This is a genomic window from Bacillus cereus group sp. MYBK227-1 (assembly GCF_051916325.1).
Classification (GTDB): domain Bacteria; phylum Bacillota; class Bacilli; order Bacillales; family Bacillaceae_G; genus Bacillus_A; species Bacillus_A cereus.
This window is the reverse complement of sequence record NZ_JBQAGK010000003.1, coordinates 626,136-638,681: the sequence shown is the minus strand read 5'-3', so window position 1 is coordinate 638,681 and position 12,546 is coordinate 626,136. Positions and strand designations below refer to the sequence as shown.

Genomic DNA, 12,546 nt, shown 5'->3' with positions numbered 1-12,546 from the left:
AATTTACAGTGTATCTTTTATATTAGATAAAACGCCGTTAATAAAACGACGAGATTCCTCATCCCCAAATGTTTTAGCAATTTCAATTGCTTCGTTAATTGTTACGTTGTGTGGAATTTCTTCCATGTATTTCATTTCATACACAGCTACACGTAAAATACTGCGATCAACAATACTAATACGCTCAAGCTTCCACTTTTTTAAATTTTGACGAATCGCTTCATCGATTACTTCTTTATTTTCTACAAAACCTACTACAAGTGACTCTAGAAACTCATTTGTTTCTTCGCCTTCATCTAGCGTGTTTTCCACTGCTACTTTCGGTTCTAATTCACCTGTAATATCCATTTGGTATAATGCTTGCATTGCTCTTTCTCTAGCCGTCCTACGTTTCATTGTAACTCTCCTTTATGCTTCAAGTCTTTCCTTATACTTTGTTATATTATTATAATTTATAAGCCGTCAATTCACTTACTCTTACAGTTTTCATTGATTTTCCAACCTTATAATACAATGATAATAACACAATTTATCGTTTCACACACGGGTTACAAGGCTGAAAAATAATAAAAAGATTAACTTCAAGTTCCATATCTTATCACAATGTACGTTTTTTGGAAAAACGACACATTTTCTTGTTTATTTCTTATTTTTTGAAATAGTATAATAATTAGAGGGTTGTAATTTGTGAAGAAATGAAACGATAAAAAAGATGCCTATGTTACTAGGCACCTTTTCATTCTTACACTGGTTCGATTTCTGTTTTTTGTGTTTCGAATGTTACGCCAACGATGTGAACATTCACTTCTTTTGGCTCAAGTCCTGTCATTGTAAAGAGTGCTTGGCGAATATTGTCTTGAATCTTTTGTGCAACAACTGGAATTGCTACACCAAAATACATTACAACATAAAGGTCAACGATAATATCTTCGTTTGCTAATTCAACCTTTACACCTTTACCATGATTTTTCTTACCTAACTTCTCAACAACATCTGTAGCAAAATTACCGCGCATTGCCGCTACACCTTCTACTTCAGCAGCTGCAATACCTGCAATTACTTCAATTACTTCTGGTGCAATTTCTACTTTACCAAGAGTTGTATCTTGACCCATATCTAACATATGTTCAGCCATGAAAAAAACCTCCTTTAATGTATCACTGCGTCACAAGTTCATGCTCTTCCAAAAATTTCGTATTAAACTCACCTTTTACAAAATCAGGATGATCTAGCAATTGCAAATGGAACGGGATTGTTGTATGTACGCCTTCAATGACAAATTCACTAAGTGCGCGCTTCATTTTTGCAATTGCCTCTTCACGTGTTTTTCCGTGAACAATTAATTTAGCAACCATCGAATCATAGAAAGGTGGGATTGAATATCCCGGATATACAGCTGAATCGACGCGAATACCAAATCCTCCTGGTGGTAAGTACATTTCTACTTTACCTGGAGATGGCATAAATTTTTTGGCAGGGTTTTCCGCATTAATTCGACATTCAATTGCCCAACCATTAAATTGTACTTCTTCTTGCTGTAACGATAACTTTTCTCCTGAAGCAACAAGAATTTGTTCTTTAATTAAGTCCATTCCTGTTACCATTTCAGTAACCGGATGCTCAACCTGAATTCTCGTATTCATCTCCATGAAGTAAAAGGTTTTCGTTTTATATTCATAAATAAACTCAACCGTACCAGCACCTGTATAATCAACCGCTACCGCCGCTTTAACTGCCGCTTCACCCATCTGCTTGCGAATCTCTTCATCAAGTGCAGGTGATGGACTTTCTTCTAATAGTTTTTGCAAACGGCGCTGAATTGTACAATCACGCTCTCCTAAATGAATGGCATTTCCATGTGTATCTGCCATTATTTGAATCTCAACATGGCGGAAATCTTCAACGTACTTTTCTAAGTATACACCAGGGTTCCCAAAAGCGGTACTAGCTTCTTGCTGTGTAATTTGAATTCCTTTTATAAGCTCTTCTTCATGGCGTGCAACACGAATACCTTTTCCACCGCCACCTGCAGTCGCTTTAATAATAACTGGATATCCAATTTGATTAGCAAGCTCAATCGCTTCTTCGGTATTTTTAATAATCCCTTGTGAACCTGGTACAATCGGAACCCCTGCTTCTTTCATTGTATCACGAGCAACGTCTTTTGTGCCCATCTTTGAAATAGCTTCTGGACTTGGACCGATAAAAATCAAGTTACATTCACGGCATAACTCTGCGAAATCTGCATTCTCTGCTAAAAATCCGTATCCCGGATGAATAGCATCGCAGCCTGTTAACTTCGCAACGCTAATAATGTTTGTCAAATTTAAATAGCTTTCTTTCGAAATCGTTGGTCCTACACAATACGCCTCGTCTGCAATCTGTACGTGAAGTGACTCTTTATCTGCTTCTGAATAAATTGCAACTGTTTCAATATCCATTTCTTTACAAGCACGAATAATTCGTACAGCAATTTCCCCACGATTGGCTATTAATACTTTTTTTATCATCACAAAGACTCCCTTATTACGCTTTTACAAGAAATAGCGGTTGTCCATATTCAACAAGCTGTCCGTTATTAACAAGAATTTCAACAATTTCGCCCTCTACATCAGCATCAATTTCGTTAAATAACTTCATAGCCTCGACAATACATACGATAGAATCTTTCGATACTCTATCCCCAACACTTACATATGGAGGTGTATCAGGCGAAGAAGAAGAATAGAATGTACCTACCATCGGTGATGTGATTTTATGTAGGTTTTCATTTTGAACAACCTTCTTCTCTTCTTGTTTTGGCACTTCTGCTTGCGCTGCTGCTACTGTCGTTTCAACTTCAACAGGCGCTACTGGTTGCATAGCTTGTTTTGCTGCAGGTGCTTGCACAGCAACAACTTCATTACCACGCTTTTTCATTTTGATTGTTGTACCGTCTTTTTTGTATTCAAATTCATCAATATTAGAGCTATCAATTAATTTAATTAATTCACGAACTTCTTGAATTTTAAACATGTAAAATCCACTCCCATACTCTTGTTTGTCCCGTTTTTACAGATTCTCGTCACGAAAACTAGATTGACTGTAAAAATACGATGTACTCTATTAGAAAATATATTTCATTAACTAATAGAAATATTTACTATTTCCATCTTACGATAAATTTTTTAAACATTCCAATTTATATTTCTTTATAATAAATCGAAATTCCTGTAAAAATATTATTCCAATAAAAATTTAATACCTAGTAATAATACCAAGTTTCACATGAAATTGGCAAGACCACTTCTTAAAAAACATTCACTACTTTTGCAAAACGTTACAAAGCAAACATGCCATTCCCTCCTCACTCTTCACCACACCTATAGTCAATAACATATTTTTACCAAATATTATTTTTTTGTTTACACGCCGTTCATCATTCCTTCATATAAGAATAGTATGTTCAAAGTGTAGAAAATATATTGTGTTGAGGTGTGGAAATATGATATGGCTCATTCTCTTTTTACCTGCCGTAATCGTTTGGGCATGCGTTCTTTTCATCCACGTCAAATCCGGAAAAAGTAATCATCAGTACCATGAACCATTAATCTTTTACTCACAACGTGTTTCTCCATTCCGAGTTGAACATAGTAAAAATAATTACAAAGACGACATAGAAAAAAGCTATCGAAAATGATAGCTTTTTTCTATTCACACATTTACTTGCATACTCTATTTTACTATTTGCATACCCTTTGCTTAGTAAAAGATAATAATCCGCAGGGAAATCCCTACGGATTAAAGTTTCACTTATTTCGCTGGTGGATCAAATTTCACACCTACATCTTTTGATCCGCCTTCACTTCTTACAAGTTGAATAATTTTATTTGCTTCTTTCTGTGAATGTTTTGCCGCTTTAACCGTTACTCTAATATCAGTGCCATCAGCTCTTACAAGAGCATCTGGATATCCTCCTTGAGATTTAATTACTGTCTCAAGTAATTCTTGCTTCGTTTCCATTGTCGTAATGGCATCAAAATTTTCTTTCGCTTTATTCTTTTCTGTTGCTGAAGCTTTTGTTGAACTCATCACTTCTTGTAATTTTGCTTTTTGTTCACTACGCTGATCTTCCATTTGCATACGTAAAGCTGTGAAATTCTCATCACTTGATTGAACTGATACATTGCCCTCTTTTTTACTTGTTTCTTTTTTTGCATTTTCTTTTTTGTCTGTTTCTTTATTTGTTGTTTCCTTGCTTGTATTTTCTTTTTTCGGAGTTTCTTTAGGCGCTTCGTTTGTTACTGCTTTATCAGTACCTTGTTTTTCTTGTCCAATCTTTTCACCTGTTGCCGGCGATGCTGTATTCATTTTGTCAGGAGTTGTCACGTAATACACAGATAGTACAACAACTAAACTTAACATCGTTAATAACCAAACTGTTTGTTTTTTTAACACTTTATTTCCTCCCTATCAATTTTTCGGTGAAACTGAAACGCGATGGGCCGGTACATCTAGCAGCCTTATCACAGCTTCTTTTACCATTGCTTTAACTTGTATATTATCCACTCCCTTTGCTACGACAAGAACACCACGTACTTTCGGCTTCTCTGTTCGTAAAACAACAGGAGTTTCTTTATCCCCTTCACGTATAATGACAGTCTTTTCATCAAGAGACTCGTCCTCTACTTCTCTCTTACCGCCTGTTTTATCTGTTTCACCTGTTGTTTGTGAGCGTTTCACTGTATTTTTTTCTAAAATTTTTTCTTCAGATGAATCTAAATTCACTTTAATCGTTACGTCTTTTACTCCTGCTATTTCTTCTAAAGCAGTTTTTAATTCTTGTTCATACGCTTTTTCATATTTTTCTACATTTGACATATTATCATTATTTTTTTGTCCAAAAGTTGGTACATCTTTTTCCTGGTTTTGAGTTTTTTGTTCTTTAAATACAGGTACTTCTTCTTTTTTACTTGAAAAAAAACTACTAGAAAACATAAGCAAAATTCCAAGTATGAGTAGGACAAGTAAGAACTTAGGTGTTACCTTTCTTCCCTTCTCATTACTTTCTTTTTCATCTCCATTCAATAAGTTTCGAAAAAATGAGAACTTCGAATTTTTATCTTTATTGTCCATTTACTCTACCTGTCCTCCCTTCCATTTGAACTTGGATTTGTTTATTCTCTAGTTGCCACCTGCTTGAAAAGAAGTCTTTCATTTCTACATTCGTTTCCTCTACTTTTTTCGGTGGTTCTTTCGTGTTAATTTCAACTGGTTTTACTGTTTCGATTGCATCATTTTTACTACGTTCTTTTTCTTTTAACGTCACAACAACAGATTGAATATCTTTCGCTGACTTTACTTCCGCTGTGCTTTCCGCTGCGACTATTTGTATTTCAGAGACTGACATACCATACTGTTTCTCAAACTCTTTTCCTACTTCTTTTTTCATTTTGGTAGCCATCTCTTCTAAACTATATGCACGTGTTAGAGCTTGTATTTCTTTTTTCTTCGAATCTATTGAATTTTTTACAGATCCTTCTGCTACGTACTTTTCTTCATTAAAATTTGCAATTACTTCATTTACATCTGTCTGCAATAGTTTAAAAAGGGGTGTTAAAATTAATACGACTAACAAAAGACTTACAACGAATTTAACGTATTTTTGCAAATTCGAATTTGGAAGAATAAGATGAAGCATTGTCGCTAAGAGCAAAAAAACGATAATATTTCTGATCCACTCTGTAACAAATTGCATACTCTTCACCTCCTACCGCATCATAAGTGTAATATTCCCCGCAGCAATAATAATTGTAATACTTAAAAAGAACATAAATGATACGATAGCTAAGCAAGCAAATACGTAAATGATGCTTCGTCCAATAATGTCTAAGCATTGAATAATTGCTCCGCCGCCAACCGGTTGCAATACTGCTGCTGCGAATTTATAAATAAATGCGATACAGAAAATTTGAATCGCTGGAAAAGCAACAATTAAACATAAAATGACGAGCCCAATAATTCCGACTGTGTTTTTCAATAATCCTGATGCGCTAATAACAGTATCTGCCGCTTCTGTAAACATCCTTCCGACTACTGGAATGAAGTTCCCTGTTACAAATTTAGCAGTTTTCACAGCTATTCCATCAGCAACGGCTGTTGCTGTTCCTTGTACAGATAATACTCCTAAAAAAATCGTTAAGAAAATACCGATAATCCCAACGCTAACGTTTTGCAGAAGCTTGGACAATTTCGTCACTTTATATTGATCACTCATTGTACTTACAATACTTAATATCGTTGCCAGTAATAAAAGCGGTAGAACGATATAATTCATAAGAAGCCCGCTTGTATTCATTAAGAAAATGATAATCGGATGAAAGAAAGATACAGATACAACCCCGCCACCAGTCGCTATAAGCGCCAATAAAATTGGCAATAGCGCTAATATGAAATCTACCATTGTTTGTATCGTTTCTCTTGCATATGTCATAACGACATAAAAACTATTTAAAGCAAAAATAATAAGTACCATATATACAACAGCATCAGCAATTTTACTTACACTACTTTTTGAAAAAGCGGATTGCAGTGATTGCAACAATGCACTAAAGATTGTGAGCATAATGAGTGTGCCAAGCAGTTTTCCATTAGCTGCAAGCTCATGAAATAAATATTTTAATAACCCTATCATCCACTCTTTTAGAGAGAATTCTTTTTCTCCCTTTACAAACTCCATAAAACTCCCTTTTTGACTCTCTGGCAAATAGCCTCCATATTTTGTAACAAGCCCGTCCCAAAATTGCTTCACATCTTCAATTCCGAGCTTATCCAATTGTTGATCAACGACGTTTGTTTCTACAGGAGAAGCTTGTACAACAACCGGTAAAGAAAAGAAAAGGAAGCAAGCAAATAGCAGCTTAGCTCCAAACCTCCTCAACATTCACTCCCCCTTATCCCGTCGGTAAAAATCCGAGAATAGTTTCAATTACAACCGTCAAAATAGGAATTGCCATAACGAGAATTAAGATTTTCCCAGCAAGTTCAATTTTCGAAGCGATGGCACCTTGACCAGCATCTTTTGTAATTTGAGCTCCAAACTCGGCAATATAAGCAATTCCAATAATCTTTAGTAACGTTTCCACGTAGACGTTACTAACTTTCGCTTCACTCGCTACTCTCTCAATCATTTGTAAAATAGAATGAATTTGATCGATTAAAATTAGAAACATCACGCTACCTACGAACACAATAAATAAAGATGTAATACTAGATTTATGCTGGTTCAAAACAGCAGCTAAAAACGTAGCAACGAGGCCTAATCCGACAATTTGTATAATTTCGATTCGAACCGCCTCCTTTACTGGAAGAGAAAGACACTTTTAATCTTGTCGAATAGCGTATTAATTAAAAATGCAACATGAAATAAAATGACGACAAAACCGACAAGGATAACCCAATTTGCAATATCCTCACGCTTCAATTCTTTTAGTACAGTATGAATGAAAGCTAAAACAATGCCGATTCCGGCGATTTGAAATATTAATCCAACATCAATGGACATCGCCTTTCTCCCCCCTATAGCAGTAAAATTACAATTAGTAGCCCTGCTAGTACCCCTAAGCTCTTAATCATTTTTTCGTATTGCAGTTGTAAAGCTTTCGCTTCCTCTTCTTCTCTCTCCAAATGTGTAATACATAAGCGAATATGTTTTTGTTGTGATTCACGATCATGTTGCCCGAGCGTTTCACCAAATTGCTGCAGTATTTCATACTCGGTTTGTTGAAAAGCCGTCAACTTCCAATTCTCTTTCAAACTATCTATCCAAGCTTCCCTTACCGTTTGTTCTCCACTTTCTAGTTTTTTAGCGAAACTTTGAAATATCCAATTTAATGGCTTTGGCATTTGTTTAACTAATCGCTCGGCAGCCTCAGATAAAGGTGTGTGTCCATACATAATTTCTGCCTCTAATGATTGAAGTGCTGATTTTAATAACCTAAGTTGCCTCGGCCTCTCACTGTATCTTTTAGCGTACGAAAACCCGAAAAAGGTGCTGACCGCAACGATTAACACTGCACCAAATATTTTCACCATACGCCCTCAGCCTTTCTATTTGATAACACTGGTTTTCCATATTTATCTTTCACCTGCATAACCGTTCCTGGACCCCTCGCTTTTGACAACTCCACAAACCTATCAAATATACCAAGCTCTAGCACTGCCTTGAGCGATGGACGTCTCACAACATCCTCATAGGAAAATCCGTGTGCGCTTATAAAAAGCTGAACACCTGCATGCACTGCCTCCATAATTGCTTCACTATCTTCTTTACGGCCAATTTCATCTACGATCAAAATATCAGGACTCATAGAACGAATCATCATCATCATTCCTTCTGCCTTTGGACATGCGTCTAACACATCGACTCGGGTACCAAAATCATATTGCGGGATTCCTTTCACACAGCCAGCAATTTCTGAACGTTCATCAACGATCCCCACTTTACAGGAAGGAATTTCCGAAGCACTTACCCCTTGACTCATGCAACGTGCTACATCTCTTAAAAGTGTCGTTTTTCCCGTTTGGGGAGGGCCAATTACCATCGTGTTTAACCACCTTTTTTCATACAAATATGGCAAAAGCGGTTCAGCAATCCCTATTTTTTGACGAGCAATACGAATATTAAAGGAAGAGACATCACGAATCATTTTCACTGCGCTTTTTTCTGTAATGACTTTTCCTGCTAACCCGATTCTATGCCCCCCGCGAAGCGTCACATACCCACGTTTTAATTCCTCTTCCATCGTATAAATTGAGAATTGACTTAATTTATTCAATAAGTAAATAGCATCCTCTGCAGTAGTGATATAGTCATAAAAAAACACCTTTCCGTGTGCAATACACTCTAGCGGCCTTCCAATTCGAACACGAATTTCCTCTAAAGCATCGTATTGCTTACATTCTTCAATTAAGTACTTCATCGTTTTTGGTAAAACTTCTAATACCTCTTTCATCGGCTTCTCCCCACTATACTCGACTTACTATTTCAGTAATGCGATAAAAATACAGCAAATTCCAAGCGCTAGAAAAAAGAGCTTCAAGAAAGAAATTTCACTTGCTACACTCGCTATCCCAATTGTCATTGTTAAAATTAATACGGTAGGTCCAACAAACGCCAACATACCATTTATAAACAACGCTTTCTTCGCATCATTCACATAAAGCATAAGCAAAGCAGCAAATATCTCCGCACTACCTGAAAATAATCGAAGTGCCCCCATAACAAGCACGGATGTTTCCATTGCCGCTAGCCACTGTTTCATTCTTCCACCTTCTCCCGTAACAGTTACTAACTTCGTATTCTAAAAAAGAATATATTTGTACAACCATATGCAGAGGTTGTCTATTTCAGAAGTAAAAACATAATTTTTCTCTAAAGTCTGAATTAGAATCTGAATATTCATATTATTTTATGGTATATTATGGTATATTTAGTTTGAAAGGGGTTTAAACCATGCAGCACATCACTTTATTACCACTAGATTTATGCTATACAAATGTGATTTTCGAGCTATCAAGTGATCCACATATAAAAAATGCATTGGGGATAACGGTAGAAAACATCGAAGACACGAAAACATTTCTTCTTTTCGCAATAGAAGAAGAGCGTCAAAAGAAATCCTTATCGAGAATGATTGTGAATGAAGAAAATGAAATAATTGGCCTCACCACACTTAAACATATTAATAATGAAAAAAAGCAATCTCACATTGGTAGTTGGATTGGCTATCCATACTGGGGAAAAGGCTATAACGAGGCTGCTAAAAAAGAAATCTTTAAAATCGCCTTTTTAGACTTACAACTTTCCTACGTATTTGCTGGTGCTAAAACGAATAATATCCGCTCACTAAAAGCACAAGAAAAACTACCCTATATTTCATTGCATGTGGAAAACAAGTTTCCAGACGAACACGCTGCACTAGAGAAAGAAGTAAGGTCACCTTGCTCTCTGCATGTCGTGTCACGTGAAAATTTTTTAAACTGGTTGAAATTACAGAATGAGGAGGAAAAATATGAAGGCATTGAAAATTAGTTTAACCGTTGTAGTAGAATTAGCTCTTATTTATCTTTTTTCATTATTAGTCGGTTGGTCATTTATAGAGACCTTTTTCCTTGGTAGTTTAGCAATATTTGCAATTATGTGGTTAATTATTATGAGTAACCATAGAAATAACATTACAGATCACGCAATAAGCAAAACATTAACTGGCGTTGAGACTGGCGAAATAAAACCATTTCAAATTGTTTTGACTCCATCTATTATGGGTACTCTTTCACTTGTTTTAGTCAGTTTTATAGTAACAGCTATTTACTATCTACCCTATTTCCTATAAAAAAAACACTCGTGAATTATCACGAGTGTTTTTTTACTATGCACGAGAAACGTATTTACCTTCACCAGTGTTGATGATAAGCATTTCGCCTTCGTTAATGAAGATTGGTACTTGTACAACAAGACCAGTTTCTAATGTAGCTGGTTTTGTTACGTTAGAAGCAGTATCACCTTTAATACCAGGCTCTGTTTCTGTAACTTGTAATTCAACTGTGTTTGGAAGTTCAACACCAAGTACTTCGCCTTGGTAAGTCATAATTGCTACTTCCATGTTTTCTTTTAGGAATTTAAGCTCGCGCTCGATTTGTTTTTCACCAAGTTCGATTTGCTCATAAGTTCCGTTATCCATAAATACGTGAGCCTCACCGCTTGCGTATAAGTATTGCATACGACGGTTTTCGATGTGTGCTTTTTCTACTTTCTCACCTGCACGGAATGTTTTCTCTTGAACAGAACCTGTGCGAAGATTACGTAGTTTAGAACGAACGAATGCAGCACCTTTACCTGGCTTTACGTGTTGGAAATCAAGTACTTGCCAAAGGGCATTGTCCACTGAAATTGTTAAACCTGTACGAAAATCGTTTACTGAAATCATGTAAAAAAATCCTCCTGTGTATTACAAAATAATAAGTTCTTTTGGTGATTTCGTAATTACTTCATTACCTTCACTTGTCACAATGATATCATCTTCAATACGTACGCCGCCAATACCTGGAATATAAATACCTGGCTCTACTGTTACAGCCATACCTGGTTCAAGTACTGTATCAGAACGGAACGCTAAACCTGGTGCTTCATGGATTTCAAGACCTATTCCATGACCAGTAGAGTGTCCAAAGTATTCACCATATCCTTTTTCCGTTATGTAGTCACGCGTTAGCGCATCAGCCTCGCGACCTGTTAAACCAGCTTTAATACCGTTCACACCACGTAGTTGTGCTTCTAAAACGATATTATAAATTTCTTTTAATTTATCAGATGGTTCACCGACTGCAATCGTACGAGTAATATCAGAACAATATCCTTTGTAATAAGCGCCGAAGTCTAATGTAACGAAATCTCCTGTTTCTATCACTTTTTCAGATGCCACGCCGTGCGGTAATGCCGAACGAAGACCTGAAGCAACGATAATATCAAACGAAGAAGATGTTGCTCCTTGTTTTCTCATGAAAAATTCAAGTTCATTTGACACTTCAATTTCAGATACTCCCGGGCGAATGAATGATAGAATATGCTCAAAGGCAGCATCTGCAATCTGTGCAGCTTCCTTTAATATCTTAATCTCTGAATCAGTCTTTATCAAGCGTAACTTTTCTACAAGTCCAGAAGTCGGGATAAATTCAGCATCAATCGCTTCCTTATGCACTGAATAAGAACTATATGTAAGAGTATCTTGCTCAAAACCAAGTTTTTGAATTCCAAGCTCTTTCACTTGCTTTGCCACTTCATCAATGATCAATCCTGCGTGCTGTACAACCTCATATCCAACCGCTTGTTTACTTGCCTGATCGACGTAACGGAAATCTGTAATAAATTGAGCACGATCTTTTGAAATAAGAACAACGCCTGCTGTTCCTGTGAAGTTAGCCATATATCTACGACTATGTTCATTTGTTAACAAAATACCGTCAATGCCAGCCTCATCAAATGCACTTCGTAATCTTTCAATTTTCTCCATTACTTTATGCCTCCCTCAATTTCTCCATTAATGCAAATAACGCTAACTTATAGCCATAAAAACCAAATCCTACAATTTGACCTGCACAAACAGCTGCCGTCACAGATTCATGACGGAACGATTCACGCTGATGAATATTAGAAATATGTACTTCAATAACAGGAATCGAAATGCTCGCAATGGCATCACGAATCGCATAGCTATAATGCGTAAATGCTCCCGGATTTAAAATGATCCCTTCATATATATCTTCCGCTTCATGAATAATGTCGATAATGGCACCTTCATGATTCGATTGGAAACATTCTAACTCCACTCCCATTGTTTCTGCTTCTTGCTTCATATCTGCTTCAAGTGTCGCTAGCGTGCCCTTTCCATATACATTTACCTCACGAACACCGAGGCGATTTAGGTTAGGACCGTTTACGAGGAGTAACTTTTTCATATTCTTAAAACTCCTTAATATTAAATATCTATACAATATTTTAACATAGGA

19 protein-coding genes are annotated in these 12,546 nt (G+C 36.3%); 3 read left to right on the top strand and 16 right to left on the bottom strand.

What is annotated here, in order from left to right:
* Nucleotides 1-3 precede the first annotated feature (3 nt).
* From nusB to accB, 4 genes are all read right to left on the bottom strand, one after another.
* Nucleotides 4-396 (bottom strand): N utilization substance protein NusB, encoded by a 393-nt coding sequence (gene nusB / locus ACTFRM_RS16660; RefSeq protein WP_000830249.1) that lies wholly within the window; start codon nt 394-396, stop codon nt 4-6.
* A 346-nt stretch (nt 397-742) separates the two neighbouring features.
* Nucleotides 743-1,135 (bottom strand): Asp23/Gls24 family envelope stress response protein, encoded by a 393-nt coding sequence (locus tag ACTFRM_RS16655; RefSeq protein ID WP_000807630.1) that lies wholly within the window; start codon nt 1,133-1,135, stop codon nt 743-745.
* Nucleotides 1,136-1,157: 22 nt separating this feature from the next.
* Nucleotides 1,158-2,510, bottom strand: a complete 1,353-nt coding sequence (accC, locus tag ACTFRM_RS16650) for an acetyl-CoA carboxylase biotin carboxylase subunit (protein ID WP_000592871.1) — start codon at nt 2,508-2,510, stop codon at nt 1,158-1,160.
* Nucleotides 2,511-2,526: 16 nt separating this feature from the next.
* On the bottom strand, nt 2,527-3,015 hold the full coding sequence (gene accB / locus ACTFRM_RS16645) for an acetyl-CoA carboxylase biotin carboxyl carrier protein (RefSeq protein ID WP_000472866.1): 489 nt from the start codon (nt 3,013-3,015) through the stop codon (nt 2,527-2,529).
* A gap of 469 nt (nt 3,016-3,484) precedes the next feature.
* On the opposite strand from accB, the gene ACTFRM_RS16640 reads away from it, so the two are divergent.
* Entirely contained in the window at nt 3,485-3,679 is a 195-nt protein-coding gene (locus ACTFRM_RS16640) for a hypothetical protein (RefSeq protein ID WP_002179810.1), read from the top strand.
* Nucleotides 3,680-3,792: 113 nt separating this feature from the next.
* On the opposite strand, the gene ACTFRM_RS16635 is transcribed toward ACTFRM_RS16640, so the two are convergent.
* The 9 genes from ACTFRM_RS16635 to ACTFRM_RS16595 are packed head-to-tail and all read right to left on the bottom strand — an operon-like array spanning nt 3,793 to nt 9,302.
* Complete coding sequence (locus ACTFRM_RS16635; protein WP_000914710.1) at nt 3,793-4,437, bottom strand: SpoIIIAH-like family protein; 645 nt, start codon at nt 4,435-4,437, stop codon at nt 3,793-3,795.
* A 15-nt stretch (nt 4,438-4,452) separates the two neighbouring features.
* Nucleotides 4,453-5,115: a stage III sporulation protein AG gene (gene spoIIIAG / locus ACTFRM_RS16630; protein ID WP_000368880.1), complete on the bottom strand. Its 663-nt coding sequence runs from the start codon at nt 5,113-5,115 to the stop codon at nt 4,453-4,455.
* Nucleotides 5,105-5,737: a stage III sporulation protein AF gene (gene spoIIIAF, locus ACTFRM_RS16625; RefSeq protein WP_001161052.1), complete on the bottom strand. Its 633-nt coding sequence runs from the start codon at nt 5,735-5,737 to the stop codon at nt 5,105-5,107. Before spoIIIAF ends, spoIIIAG begins: the two co-directional genes overlap by 11 nt.
* Nucleotides 5,738-5,749: 12 nt before the next feature.
* Entirely contained in the window at nt 5,750-6,922 is a 1,173-nt protein-coding gene (gene spoIIIAE, locus ACTFRM_RS16620; protein WP_000946110.1) for a stage III sporulation protein AE, read from the bottom strand.
* A 10-nt stretch (nt 6,923-6,932) separates the two neighbouring features.
* A complete protein-coding gene (spoIIIAD, locus tag ACTFRM_RS16615; RefSeq protein WP_077393170.1) occupies nt 6,933-7,316 on the bottom strand; it encodes a stage III sporulation protein AD in 384 nt (127 codons plus the stop codon).
* A 23-nt stretch (nt 7,317-7,339) separates the two neighbouring features.
* Complete coding sequence (spoIIIAC, locus tag ACTFRM_RS16610) at nt 7,340-7,543, bottom strand: stage III sporulation protein AC (protein ID WP_000020914.1); 204 nt, start codon at nt 7,541-7,543, stop codon at nt 7,340-7,342.
* A gap of 14 nt (nt 7,544-7,557) precedes the next feature.
* Nucleotides 7,558-8,073 (bottom strand): stage III sporulation protein SpoIIIAB, encoded by a 516-nt coding sequence (spoIIIAB, locus tag ACTFRM_RS16605; protein WP_000238702.1) that lies wholly within the window; start codon nt 8,071-8,073, stop codon nt 7,558-7,560.
* Nucleotides 8,067-8,993, bottom strand: coding sequence for a stage III sporulation protein AA (gene spoIIIAA, locus ACTFRM_RS16600; protein ID WP_000665905.1), 927 nt, complete (start codon nt 8,991-8,993; stop codon nt 8,067-8,069). Before spoIIIAA ends, spoIIIAB begins: the two co-directional genes overlap by 7 nt.
* Nucleotides 8,994-9,020: 27 nt before the next feature.
* The gene (locus tag ACTFRM_RS16595; protein ID WP_000816050.1) at nt 9,021-9,302 is read right to left on the bottom strand and encodes a YqhV family protein; all 282 of its coding nucleotides are present in this window, start codon (nt 9,300-9,302) and stop codon (nt 9,021-9,023) included.
* Between the two features lie 191 nt (nt 9,303-9,493).
* On the opposite strand from ACTFRM_RS16595, the gene ACTFRM_RS16590 reads away from it, so the two are divergent.
* Together ACTFRM_RS16590 and ACTFRM_RS16585 are read left to right on the top strand one after the other, a co-directional pair.
* Entirely contained in the window at nt 9,494-10,072 is a 579-nt protein-coding gene (locus tag ACTFRM_RS16590; RefSeq protein ID WP_001163837.1) for a GNAT family N-acetyltransferase, read from the top strand.
* Nucleotides 10,053-10,373, top strand: coding sequence for a hypothetical protein (locus ACTFRM_RS16585; protein ID WP_000645572.1), 321 nt, complete (start codon nt 10,053-10,055; stop codon nt 10,371-10,373). The genes ACTFRM_RS16590 and ACTFRM_RS16585 overlap by 20 nt, the downstream gene beginning before the upstream one ends.
* Nucleotides 10,374-10,409: 36 nt before the next feature.
* On the opposite strand, the gene efp is transcribed toward ACTFRM_RS16585, so the two are convergent.
* From efp to aroQ, 3 genes are read right to left on the bottom strand one after another with little or no spacing between them, the layout of a single operon-like run.
* Entirely contained in the window at nt 10,410-10,967 is a 558-nt protein-coding gene (gene efp / locus ACTFRM_RS16580; protein ID WP_000626516.1) for an elongation factor P, read from the bottom strand.
* Between the two features lie 21 nt (nt 10,968-10,988).
* Nucleotides 10,989-12,050, bottom strand: coding sequence for a Xaa-Pro dipeptidase (pepQ, locus tag ACTFRM_RS16575; RefSeq protein ID WP_088321950.1), 1,062 nt, complete (start codon nt 12,048-12,050; stop codon nt 10,989-10,991).
* A gap of 4 nt (nt 12,051-12,054) precedes the next feature.
* Nucleotides 12,055-12,495: a type II 3-dehydroquinate dehydratase gene (gene aroQ, locus ACTFRM_RS16570; RefSeq protein ID WP_000735140.1), complete on the bottom strand. Its 441-nt coding sequence runs from the start codon at nt 12,493-12,495 to the stop codon at nt 12,055-12,057.
* Nucleotides 12,496-12,546: the final 51 nt, after the last annotated feature.